Raw genomic sequence first — 18676 nt, forward strand, 5'->3', positions numbered from 1 at the left:
AAAGTATGAAGCGTCTTGCTGCCCGCGTGCTGTTGCCGCTCGTCGCGGCGACGGCGTTCACCGGCCTGGCCGCCGGTGTCGCGAGTGCCGACCCGACCGACGGCTCCGTCTGGCTCGTGCCCGGCGTCGACCTCGGCGGCGTGCTCGGGCCGCTCGGCCAGCCGGTCGACCTGCTCGCCCCCGTCTTCGACCTCATCACCGCGGTTTCCTGAAAGGCAGAGAACACATGAAGAAGAACCTCGCTCGCGCGGCCGGTGCCGCGGTCCTCGCCGGTGCGGCCCTGTTCGGCGCGGCGGCGCCCGCGCTGGCCGCCGACGCCCCCGGTGTCGTCGTGGTCGACGAGCCGGACACCAGTGGGCTGAACAACATCTGGACGTTCGCGCCGCTCGGCGTCCCGGTGCTCGGCCTGATCCAGTCGATCAACGGCGTGCCGGGCAAGATCCTGCCCTCCTTCTGACCCTTCCGGCGGCCCCTCGCCCGAGGGGCCGCCGTTTCCTCTGGGAGCCACCATGAACCGGCAGCTCATCGGCAGGCTCGGTCGTCTACGACTCGAACGGGCTCGGCCTGGTCCACCAGGAGCCGGACGTCGCCTTGCCGTGGCGGAAGGAGCTCTCGTGGCCGTCGGCCGGGTCGGTCCAGCTGCTCGGCCAGGGGACCGGCGCGGTGGAGTGCCGCATCGCGCTCGGCGGGCGCGTCGTCACCTTGCAGAAGTCGGCACCGGGCGAGGTCGCGGCCTGCACCGGCCGGCTCAGCTGAGGGCCTTCGCGAACCAGTGCTCGGCGAACTGCCCGTCGTTGAAGGGCTCGACCTCGTCGTAGCCGGTCTTCGCGTAGAGCGCGCGGGCCTCGACGAGGTCGTCGCGGGTGTCGAGCCGCATGAGGTCCGAGCCGAGCCGCCGGGCCGCGTCCTCGGCGGCCCTCACCAGTACGGGGCCGCCGCCGGTACCCCGGTGACCCGGCTTGACGAACACCTTCGTCAGCTCGCTGATCCCCGGCGCGACGACGCGGGTCCCGGCGCAGCCCGCGGCTTCGCCGTCGCGGTACCCGATGAGGAACGCCCCGGTGGGCGGCACCAGGTCGGTGCCGGGTTCCTCGGCCACGTACCGCGTGAGCTCGGCTTCGGTGATCGGGCGCCCGTAGTAGCGCGAAGCGACTTCGTCCATGTACACGCGCATGATCGCGACGGCGTCCGGGTGAGCGACGTCGATCTGGGTGATCTTCCAGTTCACGTCCTCATCCTGGGGTCGCTGTCCAGCGAATTCGCCCGGCCCCGGGCACCATGGGCGTATGACGACTGTCACGAAGCGCCTGACGGTGGTGGCCGTCCTGCTGATCACGGCAGGAGCGATCCTGCTGTCGGTGGGGGCGATCGGCTTCCGGTCGGACGAGCAGGCCGACGCCAACATCGGCGCGGGGTTCGCCCTGCTGGCGGGGCCGTACATCGTCGGACTGGGCCTGGTGTTCGCCCTGTCGGCCGGCCTCACTCACCTGACGACGCGGCGCCGCTGACCCCCCGAGGCCTCGGGGAGCCGGCCGGTGAGGTGATCGGCCTCGGCGGCGCCGCATCGCGCCGACGTTCCTCCCCGATCGCCCGGCGCTCACCACCCATCGTGGCTGCTCGGCGACAGTGTGACGCACGGAACGTCCGATTCGATCCCACTGCATCACCCGACCGGGTAATGGGTAGGTTTCCGGCCGCAAGGGGAAGCAGGGCAGAGCGCTAGGAGTGCGTGATGAGCAGCAGCGAAGGGGCCACGGGGCCCGACGAAGAGCCGAAGAAGACCGGTAGCCACGCGGCGCCCGAGGGGGCGGGCGTGCACCCGCTCATCGACCTCTCGCGCGACCCGAACCCGGGCAAGCCGGACCACGCGAAGCCCGACGAGGACTGACCCGCGGCCGGCTCACGTACCCAGAGGGTCGGCTCACGTACCCAGAGGGTCGGCCCGCGTGCCGGGAGGGTCGGCCGGTGAGCCGACTGCGTGGGTACGTGAGCCGACCGTCCGGGTACGCGAGCCGACCGTTCCGGCTCGGAACATTCCGCAGGCCGGGCGCGTTGTGCAGGATGCGGCTGGGGTTTCCGGCCGCGATCACTCCGGTGGTGAGCGCCGGAAACCGCGGCGCGGCCCCGGTACGACCGGCCTGGCGGAACATCCCGCGGCCCGGTGCTGGTCAGAGGTAGGCTGCAGGTTCGCCGACCTTCGGACCCCCCGCCGCGCTCTGCCCGGACCCGGGCGGGTATCTTTGGAGACCGTGCCCGGCAGGCGTCGGGCCGCTCCGCGTGCCGTGCGGCATGGGCGGGGTGCTCAGGCACCCGGTCACCGGCTTCGGCAGGTCGGGGATCCGACGGAAAATCCCTCCGGGAAGTTACCGGTCGCAAGACCGTGACGCGGGCCGACACGCCCGACCGCGGGGGCCGGTGAAGACACGAAGAAGCAGATCACGACAGGAAGCTGGTCCATTGCCCACGATCCAGCAGCTGGTCCGCAAGGGCCGCCAGGACAAGGCTGCCAAGCAGAAGACCGCGGCCCTCAAGGGGAGCCCGCAGCGGCGTGGCGTGTGCACTCGCGTGTACACCACGACCCCCAAGAAGCCGAACTCGGCGCTTCGCAAGGTCGCGCGTGTGAAGCTGACCAGCGGCATCGAGGTCACCGCCTACATCCCCGGTGAGGGCCACAACCTGCAGGAGCACTCGATGGTGCTCGTGCGTGGTGGTCGTGTGAAGGACCTTCCGGGTGTCCGTTACAAGATCATCCGCGGTTCGCTCGACACGCAGGGTGTCAAGAACCGCAAGCAGGCGCGCAGCCGGTACGGCGCGAAGAAGGAGAAGAGCTAATGCCCCGCAAGGGTCCGGCCCCGAAGCGGCCGCTGATCTCCGACCCCGTCTACGCCTCCCCGCTGGTCACCCAGCTGGTGAACAAGGTGCTGAAGGACGGGAAGCGGTCCCTGGCCGAGCGCATCGTGTACGGCGCGCTCGAAGGCGCTCGCGAGAAGACGGGCACCGACCCGGTCGTCACGCTGAAGCGCGCCCTCGACAACGTGAAGCCCACCATCGAGGTGAAGAGCCGCCGCGTCGGTGGTGCCACCTACCAGGTGCCGATCGAGGTCAAGCCGGGTCGCTCCACCACGCTGGCCCTGCGCTGGCTGGTCTCCTTCTCGCAGGCTCGCCGCGAGAAGACGATGATCGAGCGCCTGCAGAACGAGCTCCTGGACGCTTCCAACGGCCTCGGTGCCTCCGTGAAGCGTCGCGAGGACACGCACAAGATGGCCGAGTCCAACCGGGCCTTCGCGCACTACCGCTGGTGATGACCGCCCGGCTGTCGACCAAGCCATGCCGGGCCCCAAGCTTGAGAACAGGGGAACATTCTCGTGGCACGTGACGTGCTGACCGACCTGAACAAGGTCCGCAACATCGGCATCATGGCCCACATCGACGCCGGCAAGACGACCACCACCGAGCGGATCCTGTTCTACACCGGGGTCAACTACAAGATCGGTGAAGTCCACGACGGCGCCGCCACCATGGACTGGATGGAGGAGGAGCAGAAGCGGGGTATCACCATCACCTCGGCTGCGACCACCACCTTCTGGGACGACCACCAGATCAACATCATCGACACCCCGGGCCACGTCGACTTCACCGTCGAGGTGGAGCGCAACCTCCGGGTGCTCGACGGCGCGGTCGCGGTGTTCGACGGCAAGGAAGGCGTCGAGCCGCAGTCCGAGCAGGTCTGGCGGCAGGCGGACAAGTACGACGTCCCGCGCATCTGCTTCGTCAACAAGATGGACAAGCTGGGCGCGGACTTCTACTACACCGTGAAGACCATCGTGGAGCGCCTCGGCGTCCGCCCGCTGGTCATCCAGCTGCCGATCGGCGCCGAGAACGACTTCGAAGGCGTCGTCGACCTGGTCCGCATGAAGGCGCTGACCTGGCGCGGTGAGGTCCAGAAGGGCGAGGACTACTCGATCGAGGAGATCCCGGCCGAGCTGGCCGAGCTGGCCGCGGAGTACCGCGAAAAGCTCATCGAGACCGTCTCCGAGGCGGACGACACGCTGATGGAGAAGTTCCTCGAGGGCGTGGAGCTGACGGAGGCCGAGATCAAGTCCGGCATCCGCAAGCTCACCATCACCAGCCAGGTCTTCCCGGTGCTGGCCGGTTCCGCGTTCAAGAACAAGGGCGTGCAGCCCATGCTCGACGCGGTCATCGACTACCTGCCGACCCCGCTGGACGTCCCGGCCGTCGAGGGCCTGCTGCTCGACGGCGAGACCGTCGCGTCCCGCAAGGCGTCGGTCGACGAGCCGTTCGCCGCGCTCGCGTTCAAGATCGCCGCGCACCCGTTCTTCGGCAAGCTGACCTACATCCGGGTGTACTCGGGCAAGGTTGCCGCCGGCGCCCAGGTCGTCAACGCGACCAAGGACCGGAAGGAGCGCATCGGGAAGATCTTCCAGATGCACTCCAACAAGGAGAACCCGGTCAACGACGCCCAGGTCGGCCACATCTACGCGGTCATCGGGCTGAAGGACACCACCACGGGTGACACCCTGGCGGACCCGCAGAACCCGATCGTGCTCGAGTCGATGACGTTCCCCGAGCCGGTCATCCGGGTCGCGATCGAACCGAAGACGAAGGCCGACCAGGAGAAGCTGTCCCTGGCGATCCAGAAGCTGGCCGAAGAAGACCCGACGTTCCAGGTCAAGCTGGACGAGGACACCGGCCAGACGATCATCGCGGGTATGGGCGAGCTGCACCTCGAGGTGCTGGTGAACCGGATGAAGTCCGACTACAAGGTCGAGGCGAACATCGGCAAGCCGCAGGTCGCCTACCGCGAGACGATCAAGAAGACGGTCGAGAAGCTCGACTTCGTCCACAAGAAGCAGACCGGTGGTTCCGGCCAGTTCGCGAAGGTCATCGTGAAGCTGGAGCCGCTCGAGCGCACCGATGGCGCGCTCTACGAGTTCGTCAACAAGGTGTCCGGTGGCCGCGTGCCGCGGGAGTACATCCCGTCGGTCGACGCGGGCGCGCAGGACGCGATGCAGTACGGCGTCCTGGCCGGCTACCCGCTCGTCGGGTTGAAGTTCACCCTGCTGGACGGTGCTTACCACGAGGTCGACTCTTCGGAGATGGCGTTCAAGATCGCCGGTTCCATGGCGATGAAGGAAGCCGCGAGGAAGGCCGGCCCGGTGATCCTGGAGCCGATGATGGCGGTCGAGGTGACCACGCCCGAGGACTACATGGGCGACGTCATCGGTGACCTCAACTCCCGTCGTGGTCAGATCCAGGCCATGGAGGAGCGGGCGGGCATCCGCGTCGTGAAGGCGCTGGTCCCGCTGTCGGAGATGTTCGGCTACGTCGGCGACCTTCGGTCCCGCACCCAGGGCCGGGCGAACTACTCCATGTTGTTCGACTCCTACGCCGAGGTTCCCGCGAACGTCGCGAAGGAAATCATCGCGAAGGCGACGGGGGAGTAACTCCCCCACCGCGCGCGGGCTTAAAGGAAAACTCCTGAACGTCCGCAGCAAAGACTAGGAACATTCGGGGGGCGGCAGCCACGCTGCCCCCCGAGCACAAAGCGAAATCAGTCCAGGAGGACATTCCAGTGGCGAAGGCGAAGTTCGAGCGGAGCAAGCCGCACGTCAACATCGGGACCATCGGTCACGTCGACCACGGCAAGACCACGCTGACCGCGGCGATCACCAAGGTTCTGCACGACAAGTACCCGGAGCTCAACGAGTCCCGGGCGTTCGACCAGATCGACAACGCGCCGGAAGAGAAGCAGCGCGGCATCACGATCAACATCTCGCACGTCGAGTACCAGACCGAGAAGCGTCACTACGCGCACGTCGACGCCCCCGGTCACGCGGACTACATCAAGAACATGATCACCGGTGCCGCTCAGATGGACGGCGCGATCCTCGTGGTCGCGGCGACCGACGGCCCGATGCCGCAGACCCGTGAGCACGTGCTGCTCGCCCGCCAGGTCGGCGTGCCCTACATCGTGGTCGCGCTGAACAAGGCCGACATGGTCGACGACGAGGAGATCCTGGAGCTCGTCGAGCTCGAGGTCCGCGAGCTGCTGTCCTCGCAGGAGTTTCCCGGCGACGACGCCCCCGTCGTGCGCGTCTCGGGCCTCAAGGCCCTCGAGGGCGACGAGAAGTGGGCCGAGGCCGTTCTCGAGCTGATGACCGCCGTCGACGACAACGTGCCGGACCCGGTGCGCGAGCTCGACAAGCCGTTCCTCATGCCGATCGAGGACGTCTTCACGATCACCGGTCGTGGCACCGTCGTCACCGGCCGCGTCGAGCGTGGCGTGGTCAACGTGAACGAAGAGGTCGAGATCGTCGGCATCAAGGAGAAGTCGACCAAGACGACTGTCACCGGTGTCGAGATGTTCCGCAAGCTGCTGGACCAGGGCCAGGCGGGCGACAACGTCGGCCTCCTCGTCCGCGGTATCAAGCGCGAGGACGTCGAGCGCGGCCAGGTCGTCGTGAAGCCGGGTACCACCACCCCGCACACCGACTTCGAGGGCCGGGTCTACATCCTGTCGAAGGACGAGGGTGGCCGTCACACCCCGTTCTTCAACAACTACCGCCCGCAGTTCTACTTCCGCACCACCGACGTGACCGGCGTCGTGACCCTCCCCGAGGGCACCGAGATGGTCATGCCGGGCGACAACACCGACATCTCGGTCGCGCTGATCCAGCCGATCGCGATGGACGTGAACCTGCGCTTCGCCATCCGCGAGGGTGGCCGCACCGTCGGTGCGGGTCAGGTCACCAAGATCATCAAGTGATTCAGGCGCCGGCCCGGGGGCAATACACCCCCGGGTCAGGGGCGTCAAATCACGTGTGCGACACTATTCAGGTTGCTCGTCCTGGGGCGGCCGATCCCCTTTGGGGTCCGGCCGCCCTGGCGCGAGTGGCCACGGTCCGCGGAGCACTTTCCTTCGGGTGAGGCGAGCGGGCAAAGGCGGTGAGACGGGCAGCCGGCTCATAGCCTCCTCACGTTGAGGAAGACCAGGCAAGACGACGATCCCGCGGGATCCGTCTGTGCGTCGGGCGCGACACGCCCGACCGCGTGGACCGGGGACAGGGCCGTTGAACTGCGGAAACCCAGGCCAAAGTGGAGACACCGGGGCCGGGTTTTGTGAGATAGCGGCACGAGACGACAAGGAACGAGCAGCCACCATGGCGGGACAGAAGATCCGCATCCGGCTCAAGGCCTACGACCACGAGGCGATCGACACCTCGGCGCGCAAGATCGTGGAAACGGTCACGCGCACCGGAGCCCGTGTTGTCGGGCCGGTGCCGCTGCCCACCGAGAAGAACGTTTACTGCGTCATCCGCTCGCCGCACAAGTACAAGGACTCGCGCGAGCACTTCGAGATGCGCACGCACAAGCGTCTGATCGACATCCTCGACCCGACGCCGAAGACGGTCGACGCGCTCATGCGCATCGACCTGCCGGCGAGCGTCGACGTCAACATCCAGTAAGCGTTGGGCGAGCGGCGGAGATAAGAGACTCATGTCTGACAGGCAAATGAAGGGCATCCTGGGCACCAAGCTCGGCATGACCCAGGTCTTCGACGAACTGAACCGGATTGTCCCGGTCACCGTCGTGAAGGCCGGTCCGAACGTGGTGACCCAGGTTCGGACGCAGGAGAAGGACGGCTACACGGCCGTGCAGCTGGCGTTCGGCGCGATCGACCCGCGCAAGGTGAACAAGCCGCGCACCGGCCACTACGACAAGGCGGGCGTGACGCCGCGCCGGTTCCTCGCCGAGCTGCGCACCACCGACGCCGAGACCTACGAGATCGGGCAGGAGATCACCGCCGAGGTGTTCGCCGCCGGCGTCGAGGTCGACGTGACCGGTACCAGCAAGGGCAAGGGCTACGCGGGCGTCATGAAGCGCCACGGCTTCAAGGGCCAGGGCGCGAGCCACGGTGCCCAGGCCGTGCACCGCAGGCCGGGCTCGATCGGTGGCTGTGCCACCCCGGGCCGTGTTTTCAAGGGTGTGCGCATGGCAGGCCGGATGGGCTCTGACCGCGTCACCACGCAGAACCTGACCGTGCACGCGGTGCGTGCCGAGGACGGCCTGCTGCTGATCAAGGGCGCCGTGCCCGGTCCCAAGGGCGGCCTGCTGTTCGTGCGCAGCGCCGCGAAGGGTGGTAACTCCGAATGACAAGCGTCGAGCTGAAGACCCCGGCCGGTAAAGCCGACGGCACCGTGGACCTCCCCGAGGAGATCTTCGACGTGCAGGCCAATGTCGCGCTGATGCACCAGGTGGTGGTGGCCCAGCAGGCCGCCGCGCGCCAGGGCACGCACGACACCAAGACCCGCGGTGAAGTTCGCGGTGGCGGCAAGAAGCCGTACCGGCAGAAGGGCACCGGCCGTGCCCGCCAGGGTTCGACCCGTGCGCCGCAGTTCGTCGGCGGTGGCGTCGTCCACGGCCCCACGCCGCGTGACTACTCCCAGCGCACCCCGAAGAAGATGAAGGCCGCCGCTCTGCGTGGCGCCCTCTCCGACCGGGCGCGCGCCGGCCAGCTGCACATCGTCACCGAGCTGGTGTCGGGTGAGAAGCCGTCCACGAAGGCCGCCAAGGCCGTTCTCGCCGCGGTTACGCAGGCGAAGCGCGTGCTCGTGGTGCTGCACCGGGACGACGAGTACAGCTGGGTCTCCCTGCGGAACCTCCCCGAGGTGCACCTGCTCTGGGCCGACCAGCTCAACACCTACGACGTGCTGGTCAACGACGACGTCGTGTTCACCAAGGCCGCGTACGACGCGTTCGTCGCCGGCCCCGCCCGCGGAAAGACCGTCAAGGCTTCCGCGCGGTCGGGCGAGGTCACGGAAGGGAGTGACGAGAAGTGAGTTCGGTCGCCATTCCGGACCCCCGCGACATCCTGCTCGCGCCGGTCATCTCCGAGAAGTCCTACGGGCTGCTCGAGGACCACAAGTACACGTTCATCGTCCGTCCGGACGCCAACAAGACCCAGATCAAGATCGCGGTCGAAAAGGTGTTCGGCGTCAAGGTGGTCAGCGTCAACACGGCCAACCGGCAGGGCAAGCGGAAGCGGACTCGCGCCGGCTTCGGCAAGCGCAAGGACACCAAGCGCGCCATCGTGACTCTCTCGCCCGAAAGCAAGGCGATTGAGATCTTCGGCGGACCCACCGCGTAAAGGACTGAGCTGACAATGGGCATCCGCAAGTACAAGCCGACGACCCCGGGTCGTCGCGGTTCGAGCGTCTCGGACTTCGCCGAGATCACCCGCTCGACTCCCGAGAAGTCGCTGCTGCGTCCGCTGAGCGGCACCGGTGGGCGCAACTCGTCGGGCAAGATCACCACCCGGCACAAGGGTGGTGGCCACAAGCGTGCGTACCGGCTGATCGACTTCCGCCGGAACGACAAGGACGGCGTTCCCGCCAAGGTCGCGCACATCGAGTACGACCCCAACCGGTCCGCTCGTATCGCGCTCCTGCACTACGCCGACGGCGAGAAGCGCTACATCATCGCGCCGGAGAAGCTGAAGCAGGGCGACACGGTCGAGAACGGCCCCCGGGCCGACATCAAGCCGGGCAACAACCTGCCGCTGCGCAACATCCCGGTCGGTACCGTGATCCACGCGATCGAGCTCCGCCCCGGTGGCGGCGCGAAGATGGCGCGGTCGGCCGGCGCGAAGGTGCAGCTCGTCGCCAAGGACGGGCCGTACGCCCAGCTGCGTCTCCCCTCGGGTGAGATCCGCAACGTGGACGTGCGCAACCGCGCCACCGTCGGTGAGGTCGGGAACTCCGACCACTCCAACATCAACTGGGGCAAGGCGGGCCGTAACCGCTGGCGCGGCAAGCGCCCCACGGTCCGTGGTGTCGTGATGAACCCGGTCGACCACCCGCACGGTGGTGGCGAGGGCAAGACGTCCGGTGGTCGTCACCCCGTCAACCCGAACGGTAAGCCCGAGGGCCGCACGCGTCGCCGCAAGGCATCCGACGCGATGATCGTCCGCCGCCGCCGTACCGGCAAGAACAAGCGCTGAGCAGGGAGGTAGAAGAACATGCCACGTAGCCTTAAAAAGGGCCCCTTCGTGGACGACCACCTGCTCAAGAAGGTGGACGTTCTCAACGAGTCGGGCAAGAAGACCGTGATCAAGACCTGGTCGCGTCGTTCCACGATCATCCCGGACTTCCTGGGTCACACGATCGCGGTGCACGACGGCCGCAAGCACGTCCCGGTGTTCGTCACCGAGGCAATGGTGGGTCACAAGCTGGGGGAGTTCGCCCCGACTCGGACCTTCAAGGGTCACATCAAGGACGACCGGAAGTCGCGCCGCCGCTGAGCGGGCACGAGAGATCAAGGAACTAGCGATGAACGCCCAGAACGACGTGGCCGAGGCTCTGCCTGTGGCTTACGCGCGGGCTCGCTTCGTCCGGGACTCGCCTACCAAGGTGCGCCGGGTCATCGAGCTCATCAAGGGACGTAGCGCCGCCGACGCCTTGGCCGTGCTCCGTTTCGCCCCTCAGGCGGCGAGCGAGCCGGTCGCGAAGGTGCTCGCCAGCGCCGTGGCCAACGCCGAGAACAACCTTCAGCTGGACCCGGACACCCTCTGGGTCAAGAACGCGTACGCCGACGAGGGCCCGACCCTCAAGCGCATCCGGCCGCGGGCCCAGGGCCGTGCGTACCGGATCCGCAAGCGGACCAGCCACATCACCGTCGAGGTGGAGTCGCGTCCGGCCGTCGCGCCGAAGGCTCAGAGCAAGAAGAAGGCAGGTGGCCGGTAGTGGGCCAGAAGATCAACCCGCACGGCTTCCGCCTGGGTATCACCACGGACTGGAAGTCGCGCTGGTACGCCGACAAGCAGTACGCCGAGTACGTGGCCGAGGACGTCAAGATCCGCAAGCTGCTGGCGACGGGCATGGAGCGCGCCGGCATCTCCAAGGTCGAGATCGAGCGCACCCGTGACCGCGTCCGCGTCGACATCCACACCGCCCGGCCGGGCATCGTCATCGGCCGCCGCGGCGCGGAGGCCGACCGGATCCGCGGCGCGCTGGAGAAGCTGACCAAGAAGCAGGTCCAGCTGAACATCCTCGAGGTCAAGAACCCCGAGGCCGACGCCCAGCTGGTCGCCCAGGCGGTCGCGGAGCAGCTTTCCAACCGCGTGGCGTTCCGCCGCGCGATGCGGAAGGCGATCCAGACCTCCATGCGCTCGCCGCAGGTCAAGGGCATCCGCGTGCAGTGCGGCGGTCGTCTCGGCGGTGCCGAGATGTCCCGCTCCGAGCACTACCGCGATGGCCGCGTCCCGCTGCACACGCTGCGCGCCGACATCGACTACGGCTTCTTCGAGGCCAAGACGACGTTCGGTCGCATCGGCGTCAAGGTGTGGATCTACAAGGGTGAGCTCGTCGGTGGCCTGAAGGCTCGCGAAGCCCGTGACGCCGCCGAGCGTGCGCCGCGTGGCGGTGGCGGTCGCGGCGACCGTGACCGCAGCGACCGGCCGGCCCGCCCGCGTCGTTCCGGCGCGTCGGGCACGACCGCCACCTCGACCGAAGCCGGTCGCGCCGCCGCGGCCGCCACGACCGAGGCGGCCCCGGCCACCGAGACCGCAGAAAAGACGGAGGGCTGAGACGTGCTCATCCCGCGCAGGGTCAAGCACCGGAAGCAGCACTCCCCGAAGCGCCACGGCGCCGCCAAGGGTGGCACGAAGGTCAGCTTCGGCGAGTACGGCATCCAGGCGCTTGAGCACAGCTACGTGACGAACCGGCAGATCGAGTCCGCTCGTATCGCCATGACCCGTCACATCAAGCGTGGTGGCAAGGTGTGGACGACCATCTACCCGGACCGCCCGTTGACCAAGAAGCCGGCCGAAACCCGCATGGGTTCCGGTAAGGGTTCGCCCGAGTGGTGGATCGCCAACGTGAAGCCGGGCCGCGTGATGTTCGAGATCTCGTTCCCGAACGAGGAGACCGCCCGCGAGGCGCTCCGCCGCGCGATCCACAAGCTGCCCATGAAGTGCCGCATCGTGACCCGTGAAGGTGGTGAGTTCTGATGGCGAACGCAGGTGCCTTGGCATCGGAGCTGCGTGAGCTCACCGCGGAAGAGCTCGTCCTGCGTCTGAAGGAATACAAGGAGGAGCTCTTCAACCTCCGCTTCCAGATGGCGACCGGCCAGCTCGACAACAACCGCCGCCTGCGCACCGTCCGTACGGACATCGCGCGGATCTACACGGTCATGCGCGAGCGCGAACTCGGCCTGTCCGTTGCCCCCGACTCCGAGAGTGAAGGTGCCGCATGAGCGAGCCCACCTCCGAGACGCCGGCCCGGAACGACCGCAAGGTTCGCGAGGGCTACGTCGTCTCGGGCAAGATGAACAAGACGATCGTGGTCGAGCTCGAAGACCGCAAGAAGCACCCCCGTTACTCGAAGGTTCTCCGCAGCACCACCAAGGTCAAGGTGCACGACGAGAACAACGAGGCGGGCGTGGGCGACCGGGTCACCCTGATGGAGACCCGCCCGCTGTCGGCGACGAAGCGGTGGCGCCTGGTGCAGATCGTGGAGAAGGCCAAGTAAGCAGGGCTCTTCGGAGTCCTTAGTTCCGCAAGGCTCGCCAATGTGGACCTCACAAGCGGGCGAGAACCGGCGCGACATACAGGAGTTGACGTGATCCAGCAGGAGTCGCGGCTTCGGGTAGCCGACAACACGGGTGCGAAGGAAATCCTCTGCATCCGCGTTCTCGGTGGTTCCGGGCGGCGCTACGCCGGCATCGGCGACATCATCGTCGCCACCGTGAAGGACGCCATCCCGGCCGCCGGGGTGAAGAAGGGCGATGTCGTCAAGGCCGTCATCGTCCGCACGGTCAAGGAGCGTCGTCGTCCGGACGGTTCCTACATCCGGTTCGACGAGAACGCCGCCGTGCTCATCAAGAACGACAACGAGCCCCGGGGCACCCGCATCTTCGGCCCGGTGGGCCGCGAGCTGCGCGACCGAAAGTTCATGAAGATCATTTCGCTCGCGCCGGAGGTGCTGTGATGAAGGTGAAGAAGGGCGACACGGTCGTCGTCATCGCCGGCAAGGACAAGGGCGCCAAGGGCAAGGTCATCCAGGCTTACCCGGAGCGCGACCGCGTGCTGGTCGAGGGCGTGAACCGGATCAAGAAGCACACGCGGATCACCCAGACCCAGCGCGGTGCGCAGTCCGGTGGCATCGTCACCCAGGAGGCCCCCATCCACGTCTCGAACGTGATGGTGGTCGACGGGGACGGCAAGCCGACCCGGGTGGGTTACCGCTTCGGCGAGGACGGCAAGAAGGTCCGGGTTTCGCGCCGGAACGGTAAGGACATCTGATGACCACCGCAGAGAAGGTCGCGCCGCGCCTCAAGGTGCGCTACCGCGAAGAGATCAAGGGCCAGCTGCAGGCGGAGTTCTCCTTCGTCAACGTCCACCAGATCCCGGGCGTCGTGAAGGTCGTCGTGAACATGGGCGTCGGTGACGCCGCCCGCGACAGCAAGCTGATCGAGGGCGCGGTCAAGGACCTCGCCCTGATCACCGGCCAGAAGCCCGAGGTCCGGAAGGCCCGCAAGTCCATCGCGCAGTTCAAGCTGCGCGAGGGCCAGCCGATCGGTGCGCGCGTCACGCTGCGCGGCGACCGGATGTGGGAGTTCCTCGACCGGCTGCTGACCATCGCGCTGCCGCGTATCCGCGACTTCCGCGGGCTTTCGCCCAAGCAGTTCGACGGCCACGGCAACTACACGTTCGGTCTCAACGAGCAGTCGATGTTCCACGAGATCGACCCCGACTCCATCGACCGCCCGCGCGGCATGGACGTCACCGTCGTCACGACCGCCACGAACGACGACGAGGGCCGGGCGCTGCTGCGCAAGCTCGGCTTCCCGTTCAAGGAGAACTGAGCCGATGGCCAAGAAAGCACTGGTCCACAAGGCCGCGAAGAAGCCGAAGTTCGCCGTGCGCGGCTACACCCGCTGCCAGCGGTGCGGCCGCCCGCACGCCGTGTTCCGCAAGTTCGGGCTCTGCCGGATCTGCCTTCGCGAGATGGCGCACGCGGGCGAACTGCCCGGCGTCCGCAAGTCCAGCTGGTAAGAGTTTTTTCTTTAACTCCCACTTCGCCACAGGCCCTGCCGCCCTTCACCGGGCGGCGGGGAACCAGGGCGAGAAAGGTTGACAGGTCACCATGACGATGACCGACCCCATCGCAGACTTCTTGACGCGTCTGCGTAACGCGAACTCGGCGTACCACGACGAGGTCAAGCTCCCGCACTCGAAGCTCAAGGCGAACATCGCCGAGATCCTCAAGCGCGAGGGCTACATCGCGGGCTACCACGACGAGCCGGGCGAAAAGCACAAGAACCTCGTCGTCGAACTCAAGTACGGCCCCAACCGCGAGCGGAGCATCGCCGGCCTCCGGCGCGTCTCCAAGCCGGGTCTGCGGGTCTACGCAAAATCGACCGAACTGCCGTCCGTTCTCGGTGGCCTCGGCGTCGCGATCATCTCGACGTCTTCGGGGCTGCAGACGGACCGTCAGGCCAAGCGCAACAGCGTGGGCGGCGAAGTCCTCGCCTACGTCTGGTAAGGAAGGGGGCACAGACATGTCACGCATCGGAAAGCTGCCGGTCGCCGTCCCCTCCGGGGTCGAGGTGACCATCGATGGTCAGCACATCAGCGTCAAGGGCCCCAAGGGGACCCTGGAGCACACCATCGCCGAGCCGATCACGGTCGAGCGCGACGACGACGGCACCCTGCTGGTGAAGCGCCCGGACGACGAGCGCACCAGCAAGGCCCTGCACGGCCTCACCCGCACCCTGGTGAACAACCTGGTCGTGGGTGTGACCGCGGGCTACGAGAAGAAGCTCGAGATCCACGGTGTCGGTTACCGCGTGCAGGCCAAGGGCTCGGACCTCGAGTTCGCCCTCGGCTACTCGCACCCGGTGAAGATCGAGGCGCCGGAGGGCATCACCTTCAAGGTGGAGACCCCGACCCGGTTCTCGGTTTCCGGTATCGACAAGCAGAAGGTCGGCCAGATCTCGGCCGTCATCCGCAAGCTGCGGCGCCCGGACCCCTACAAGGGCAAGGGCCTGCGCTACGAGGGTGAGAAGATCCGCCGCAAGGTCGGAAAGACGGGTAAGTGATCATGAGCGACACGACTACGAAGCGCAAGCCGGTGGGCAAGGACATCTCGACCCGCCGCCGCGTCGCGAAGGCCCGTCGGCACTTCCGGCTCCGCAAGAAGGTTTCGGGCACCGAGCAGCGTCCCCGCCTGGTCGTCAAGCGGTCCTCGCGGCACATCGCCGTGCAGGTCATCGACGACCTGGTCGGCCACACGCTGGTGTCGGCGTCCACCCTCGAGGCGGACGTCCGGGCACTCGAGGGCGACAAGAAGGCCAAGGCCGCGAAGGTCGGGGAACTCGTCGCCGCGCGTGCCAAGAACGCCGGGATCTCGGCTGTGGTGTTCGACCGTGGGGGCAACGCCTACCACGGCCGCATCGCCGCGCTCGCCGACGCCGCCCGTGAGGCGGGGTTGGAGTTCTGACGATGCAGAAGCTTGTTAACGGAAGGAAAGCCTGATGCCGGGACGTACACGGCAATTCGGCGGCGGACAGGGCGGACCCGGCGGGCAGGGCGGCAACGACCGCAATGACCGTCGCGGTGGCGGCCGGGACCGGCGCGACAGCGGCCGTGGCGGGGCCGGCCAGGACAAGACCCCGCACCTCGAGAAGGTCGTGACGATCAACCGCGTCGCCAAGGTCGTCAAGGGTGGTCGTCGCTTCAGCTTCACCGCCCTCGTCGTCGTCGGTGACGGTGACGGTCAGGTCGGCGTCGGCTACGGCAAGGCCAAGGAAGTTCCCGCGGCGATCGCCAAGGGCGTCGAGGAAGCGAAGAAGAACTTCTTCCGCGTTCCCCGCGTCGGCGGCACCATTCCCCACCCGATCACGGGTGAGGCGTCCGCCGGGGTCGTGCTGCTCCGCCCGGCGTCCGCCGGTACCGGCGTCATCGCCGGTGGCCCGGTGCGCGCCGTGCTGGAGTGCGCGGGTGTCCACGACGTGCTGTCGAAGTCGCTCGGCTCCGACAACGCGATCAACATCGTGCACGCGACCGTGGCGGCCCTGAAGGGCCTGCAGCGTCCCGAAGAGGTCGCGGCCCGCCGCGGTCTCCCGCTCGAGGACGTCGCGCCGGCCCGGATGCTGCGCCAGCGCGCGGGCCAGGGGGTCTGACATGGCTGAGCTCAAGGTCACGCAGGTCAAGAGCAAGATCGGCACGAAGCACGCTCACCGCGAGTCGCTGCGCACCCTCGGGCTGCGCAAGATCCGCCAGAGCGTCGTGCGGGAAGACACCCCCCAGGTGCGCGGCCTGATCCACACCGTCCGCCACCTGGTGGAGGTCGAGGAGGTCAAGGCATGACGGCCATCAAGATCCACCACCTGCGTCCGGCTCCGGGCGCGAAGCGCGAGAAGATGCGCGTCGGTCGTGGTGAGGGTTCGAAGGGTAAGACCGCCGGTCGCGGTACGAAGGGCACCAAGGCCCGGAAGAACGTGCCCGCCGGCTTCGAGGGTGGGCAGATGCCCATCCACATGCGGCTCCCGAAGCTTCGCGGCTTCAAGAACCGCTTCCGTACCGAGTACCAGCCGGTGAACCTGGGCGACATCGCCCGCGTCTTCCCGGACGGTGGCAAGGTCGGCGTCGAGGAGCTCGCCTCGAACGGTCTCGTCCGCAAGGGCAAGCTCGTCAAGGTCCTCGGCAACGGCGACCTGAACGGCGTCAAGCTCGACATCACCGCCGACGGTTTCTCCGGCTCCGCCAAGGAGAAGCTCGAAGCGGCCGGTGGCACCGCCACCACCAACTGAGCTCGTTCTTCCTCCGATGGCCCGCCTGGTTCGCCAGGCGGGCCATCGGCGTTCCCGGGTTCGCTTGTGGCCGCCGCGTCCCGGCGGAAGGATCGCGGGGGTGGACCTGACTCCTGAACCGCCGGTATCGCCCGCACGGGCTCGTCGTGGCGGTGCCTTCCTGGCGCCTGGGCTCGTCGCGCTCGCCCTCGCCCTGACGGTCGCCGGGACCTTCCTGCCGTTCTACCGCACCGAGCAGCCGGTCGGCTGGGAGACGGGCGGGGTCGCGCGGACGACCGTGAGCGCCTGGCGGATCGACTTCACGTTCCCGGGCCAGGCGGAGATCGGCTCGCCGTCCGCGCCGCTCGGGCTCCCGCTGCTGCTGGCGAGCGCGATCCTCCTGGCGGCGCTGGTCCTCGGCATCCGGCAGGCGGCGACCCGCCACCCGGGCGCGGCCGCGAGCGCGACGACGTTCGGCGCCGCGGCCTTCCTGGCCGGCGCGGTCTGCACGATCGGGATGCAGAGCGCCCGCCGCCTCCTGGACGACGGCCCGCCCCAGACGGAGATGACCTTCCTGGCCGGCCTGTGGGTGCTCCTGGCGGCGGTGGTGGCCGCCGCCGCGGCCGCGGTGCTGAGCCACCGCCGCCCGCCCGCGGGCCGCCCGGAGTGGGCGGATCCCGCGGTGGCGTTCGCGGACACGACGACACCCCCGTCCGGGGTCTCGATCACGGTGCTTCCCCCGGCGGACGACTGACCGGACAGGTTCGTGGCCTTCCTTGCCGTGGCGCGGATCCGGACGGAGGATCACAGGGTGGACAGACCGTCGCAGGAGCCGCCCGAGCGGCCGGGCCCGCCGTCCGAGGCCGCGGAGTCGCCGTTGAGCTTTCCGGTCGAGGTCGCCTCGCCCGTCGACGCATCGCCTGTTCCGGCGGAAGCCGCGCCTGCTGACCCGCTTGTTCCGGGGCAAGCCGCGTCGCCGCCCGCGAATCCGCTGAGCTTCCCGACGGAAGCCACGCCGCTGCCTGCTGCTCCACCGGCCTACCCGGCCGCAACCGCAGCGGCGTCCGCCGATCCGCTCGCCTTCCCGGCCCAGGCCACGCGAGCACCCCACCCGCCCGCACAACTGCCGTTCCCGGTCGCCGAACTGCCCGGCGGAGCCACCGCCGTCCCTCCGCCCCTCCCAGCCGCCGGGCCCGCACCGATCCCGGCCACGGCGGCAGCCGCAAACCCCCCTTCCGGCCTCCTCCGCTTCCTCCCGCCCCTCCTCACCGCCGTCGCGGCGCTCATGACCGTCGGCGGCCTCTTCTTCCCCCTCGTCCGGCTCCAGCAGCACGTCAGCGTCCGGCAGCGGTCCTTCGAAGCCCAGCTCACCATCACCGAAACCGCCTGGGGCCGCCGCATCGAAATCCCCGGGCAGGACGCCGTCGACCAGGGAGGCTCGCCCGTCGGCATCCCGCTGATCCTCGCCGCCCTGGTGCTGGCCGCCGCCGCTTTCACGGCTTTCTCGCGGCCGGAGCGCGGCCGGTGGCTGATCGCCGCGGGCGCCTTCTTCACCGCCGGCGTCGTCACCACCGTCGGCATGAGCGGTGTCGGGTGGTCCGACATGGCGGAGAACCTGGACCTCGAAGTCATCACCGCGGCCGGCATGTGGCTGCTGATCGGGGCCACCGTCCTGGTCGCCGTCGCGGCCGTGCTGGCCTACCTGCCCGCCTGGCGGCGCGTCGATGACGACTGGGCCGATCCGACCCTCGCCTACGCCGACGCCCCGACCCCGCCCACCGGCGTCGCCATCACAGTGCTGCCGCCGGACGAACCCGAACAACCCCGGCAATCCGGATAACCCGCTCGCCCCCGGCGCTACCGT

General features: G+C 68.3%; 33 protein-coding genes. 32 read left to right on the forward strand and 1 reads right to left on the reverse strand.

Going from position 1 to position 18676, the window contains the following annotated elements; translation table 11 throughout:
• Positions 1–5: 5 nt before the first annotated feature.
• From AB0N03_RS15130 to AB0N03_RS15140, 3 genes are all read left to right on the forward strand, one after another.
• Positions 6–212 (forward strand): hypothetical protein, encoded by a 207-nt coding sequence (locus tag AB0N03_RS15130; RefSeq protein WP_086857720.1) that lies wholly within the window; start codon positions 6–8, stop codon positions 210–212.
• 14 nt (positions 213–226) lie between these two features.
• Positions 227–457 carry a hypothetical protein gene (locus AB0N03_RS15135; protein ID WP_364370911.1) on the forward strand — a complete coding sequence of 77 codons (231 nt, stop codon included), beginning with the start codon at positions 227–229 and terminating at the stop codon, positions 455–457.
• Positions 458–591: 134 nt separating this feature from the next.
• Entirely contained in the window at positions 592–756 is a 165-nt protein-coding gene (locus AB0N03_RS15140) for a hypothetical protein (protein ID WP_364370913.1), read from the forward strand.
• On the opposite strand, the gene AB0N03_RS15145 is transcribed toward AB0N03_RS15140, so the two are convergent.
• Positions 749–1228 carry a GNAT family N-acetyltransferase gene (locus tag AB0N03_RS15145; RefSeq protein ID WP_364370914.1) on the reverse strand — a complete coding sequence of 160 codons (480 nt, stop codon included), beginning with the start codon at positions 1226–1228 and terminating at the stop codon, positions 749–751. The two genes, AB0N03_RS15140 and AB0N03_RS15145, sit on opposite strands and share 8 nt — an antisense overlap.
• A 58-nt stretch (positions 1229–1286) precedes the next feature.
• On the opposite strand from AB0N03_RS15145, the gene AB0N03_RS15150 reads away from it, so the two are divergent.
• The 29 genes from AB0N03_RS15150 to AB0N03_RS15290 all read left to right on the forward strand — a co-directional run bounded on the left by AB0N03_RS15150 (position 1287) and on the right by AB0N03_RS15290 (position 18652).
• A complete protein-coding gene (locus AB0N03_RS15150; protein ID WP_086675511.1) occupies positions 1287–1508 on the forward strand; it encodes a hypothetical protein in 222 nt (73 codons plus the stop codon).
• Between the two features lie 224 nt (positions 1509–1732).
• Positions 1733–1888 (forward strand): hypothetical protein, encoded by a 156-nt coding sequence (locus AB0N03_RS15155; protein WP_364370916.1) that lies wholly within the window; start codon positions 1733–1735, stop codon positions 1886–1888.
• 569 nt (positions 1889–2457) lie between these two features.
• Complete coding sequence (rpsL, locus tag AB0N03_RS15160; protein WP_003102113.1) at positions 2458–2832, forward strand: 30S ribosomal protein S12; 375 nt, start codon at positions 2458–2460, stop codon at positions 2830–2832.
• Entirely contained in the window at positions 2832–3302 is a 471-nt protein-coding gene (rpsG, locus tag AB0N03_RS15165; RefSeq protein ID WP_003102106.1) for a 30S ribosomal protein S7, read from the forward strand. Before rpsL ends, rpsG begins: the two co-directional genes overlap by 1 nt.
• 63 nt (positions 3303–3365) lie before the next feature.
• Entirely contained in the window at positions 3366–5465 is a 2100-nt protein-coding gene (fusA, locus tag AB0N03_RS15170) for an elongation factor G (RefSeq protein ID WP_364370918.1), read from the forward strand.
• Positions 5466–5593: 128 nt separating this feature from the next.
• Complete coding sequence (gene tuf / locus AB0N03_RS15175; RefSeq protein WP_364370920.1) at positions 5594–6787, forward strand: elongation factor Tu; 1194 nt, start codon at positions 5594–5596, stop codon at positions 6785–6787.
• A gap of 394 nt (positions 6788–7181) precedes the next feature.
• Positions 7182–7487, forward strand: a complete 306-nt coding sequence (gene rpsJ / locus AB0N03_RS15180) for a 30S ribosomal protein S10 (protein ID WP_003102098.1) — start codon at positions 7182–7184, stop codon at positions 7485–7487.
• Between the two features lie 31 nt (positions 7488–7518).
• Positions 7519–8175 carry a 50S ribosomal protein L3 gene (rplC, locus tag AB0N03_RS15185; protein ID WP_364370922.1) on the forward strand — a complete coding sequence of 219 codons (657 nt, stop codon included), beginning with the start codon at positions 7519–7521 and terminating at the stop codon, positions 8173–8175.
• Positions 8172–8861, forward strand: coding sequence for a 50S ribosomal protein L4 (gene rplD, locus AB0N03_RS15190; RefSeq protein ID WP_364370924.1), 690 nt, complete (start codon positions 8172–8174; stop codon positions 8859–8861). Before rplC ends, rplD begins: the two co-directional genes overlap by 4 nt.
• Positions 8858–9169, forward strand: a complete 312-nt coding sequence (rplW, locus tag AB0N03_RS15195) for a 50S ribosomal protein L23 (RefSeq protein WP_003102087.1) — start codon at positions 8858–8860, stop codon at positions 9167–9169. The genes rplD and rplW overlap by 4 nt, the downstream gene beginning before the upstream one ends.
• 15 nt (positions 9170–9184) lie before the next feature.
• Positions 9185–10021: a 50S ribosomal protein L2 gene (gene rplB / locus AB0N03_RS15200; protein ID WP_364370926.1), complete on the forward strand. Its 837-nt coding sequence runs from the start codon at positions 9185–9187 to the stop codon at positions 10019–10021.
• Positions 10022–10039: 18 nt separating this feature from the next.
• Positions 10040–10321: a 30S ribosomal protein S19 gene (gene rpsS, locus AB0N03_RS15205; RefSeq protein WP_026468892.1), complete on the forward strand. Its 282-nt coding sequence runs from the start codon at positions 10040–10042 to the stop codon at positions 10319–10321.
• Between the two features lie 28 nt (positions 10322–10349).
• On the forward strand, positions 10350–10763 hold the full coding sequence (rplV, locus tag AB0N03_RS15210) for a 50S ribosomal protein L22 (RefSeq protein WP_364370928.1): 414 nt from the start codon (positions 10350–10352) through the stop codon (positions 10761–10763).
• A complete protein-coding gene (rpsC, locus tag AB0N03_RS15215) occupies positions 10763–11605 on the forward strand; it encodes a 30S ribosomal protein S3 (RefSeq protein WP_364370931.1) in 843 nt (280 codons plus the stop codon). Before rplV ends, rpsC begins: the two co-directional genes overlap by 1 nt.
• Before the next feature lie 3 nt (positions 11606–11608).
• Positions 11609–12028 carry a 50S ribosomal protein L16 gene (gene rplP, locus AB0N03_RS15220; RefSeq protein ID WP_004558864.1) on the forward strand — a complete coding sequence of 140 codons (420 nt, stop codon included), beginning with the start codon at positions 11609–11611 and terminating at the stop codon, positions 12026–12028.
• Positions 12028–12273, forward strand: a complete 246-nt coding sequence (rpmC, locus tag AB0N03_RS15225; protein WP_285482328.1) for a 50S ribosomal protein L29 — start codon at positions 12028–12030, stop codon at positions 12271–12273. The genes rplP and rpmC overlap by 1 nt, the downstream gene beginning before the upstream one ends.
• Positions 12270–12548 (forward strand): 30S ribosomal protein S17, encoded by a 279-nt coding sequence (gene rpsQ / locus AB0N03_RS15230; RefSeq protein ID WP_284745390.1) that lies wholly within the window; start codon positions 12270–12272, stop codon positions 12546–12548. The genes rpmC and rpsQ overlap by 4 nt, the downstream gene beginning before the upstream one ends.
• 90 nt (positions 12549–12638) lie before the next feature.
• The gene (gene rplN / locus AB0N03_RS15235; protein WP_004558867.1) at positions 12639–13007 is read left to right on the forward strand and encodes a 50S ribosomal protein L14; all 369 of its coding nucleotides are present in this window, start codon (positions 12639–12641) and stop codon (positions 13005–13007) included.
• Complete coding sequence (gene rplX / locus AB0N03_RS15240; RefSeq protein WP_364370935.1) at positions 13007–13321, forward strand: 50S ribosomal protein L24; 315 nt, start codon at positions 13007–13009, stop codon at positions 13319–13321. Before rplN ends, rplX begins: the two co-directional genes overlap by 1 nt.
• Positions 13321–13884 carry a 50S ribosomal protein L5 gene (gene rplE / locus AB0N03_RS15245; protein ID WP_284745391.1) on the forward strand — a complete coding sequence of 188 codons (564 nt, stop codon included), beginning with the start codon at positions 13321–13323 and terminating at the stop codon, positions 13882–13884. Before rplX ends, rplE begins: the two co-directional genes overlap by 1 nt.
• Before the next feature lie 4 nt (positions 13885–13888).
• Positions 13889–14074: a type Z 30S ribosomal protein S14 gene (locus AB0N03_RS15250; RefSeq protein ID WP_284745392.1), complete on the forward strand. Its 186-nt coding sequence runs from the start codon at positions 13889–13891 to the stop codon at positions 14072–14074.
• A gap of 91 nt (positions 14075–14165) precedes the next feature.
• Positions 14166–14564, forward strand: a complete 399-nt coding sequence (gene rpsH / locus AB0N03_RS15255; protein WP_020643211.1) for a 30S ribosomal protein S8 — start codon at positions 14166–14168, stop codon at positions 14562–14564.
• A 16-nt stretch (positions 14565–14580) separates the two neighbouring features.
• On the forward strand, positions 14581–15120 hold the full coding sequence (gene rplF, locus AB0N03_RS15260) for a 50S ribosomal protein L6 (protein WP_285482331.1): 540 nt from the start codon (positions 14581–14583) through the stop codon (positions 15118–15120).
• A gap of 2 nt (positions 15121–15122) precedes the next feature.
• Positions 15123–15521, forward strand: coding sequence for a 50S ribosomal protein L18 (rplR, locus tag AB0N03_RS15265; RefSeq protein WP_364370940.1), 399 nt, complete (start codon positions 15123–15125; stop codon positions 15519–15521).
• Between the two features lie 34 nt (positions 15522–15555).
• Positions 15556–16203 carry a 30S ribosomal protein S5 gene (gene rpsE / locus AB0N03_RS15270; RefSeq protein WP_328445515.1) on the forward strand — a complete coding sequence of 216 codons (648 nt, stop codon included), beginning with the start codon at positions 15556–15558 and terminating at the stop codon, positions 16201–16203.
• A gap of 1 nt (position 16204) precedes the next feature.
• On the forward strand, positions 16205–16390 hold the full coding sequence (rpmD, locus tag AB0N03_RS15275; protein WP_155548877.1) for a 50S ribosomal protein L30: 186 nt from the start codon (positions 16205–16207) through the stop codon (positions 16388–16390).
• Entirely contained in the window at positions 16387–16833 is a 447-nt protein-coding gene (gene rplO, locus AB0N03_RS15280; RefSeq protein ID WP_364370943.1) for a 50S ribosomal protein L15, read from the forward strand. Before rpmD ends, rplO begins: the two co-directional genes overlap by 4 nt.
• A gap of 100 nt (positions 16834–16933) precedes the next feature.
• The gene (locus AB0N03_RS15285; RefSeq protein WP_364370946.1) at positions 16934–17566 is read left to right on the forward strand and encodes a hypothetical protein; all 633 of its coding nucleotides are present in this window, start codon (positions 16934–16936) and stop codon (positions 17564–17566) included.
• A gap of 57 nt (positions 17567–17623) precedes the next feature.
• Complete coding sequence (locus tag AB0N03_RS15290; protein ID WP_364370949.1) at positions 17624–18652, forward strand: hypothetical protein; 1029 nt, start codon at positions 17624–17626, stop codon at positions 18650–18652.
• Positions 18653–18676: the final 24 nt, after the last annotated feature.

It is taken from the genome of Amycolatopsis sp. NPDC051061, assembly GCF_040682935.1.
Classification (GTDB): Bacteria; Actinomycetota; Actinomycetes; order Mycobacteriales; family Pseudonocardiaceae; genus Amycolatopsis.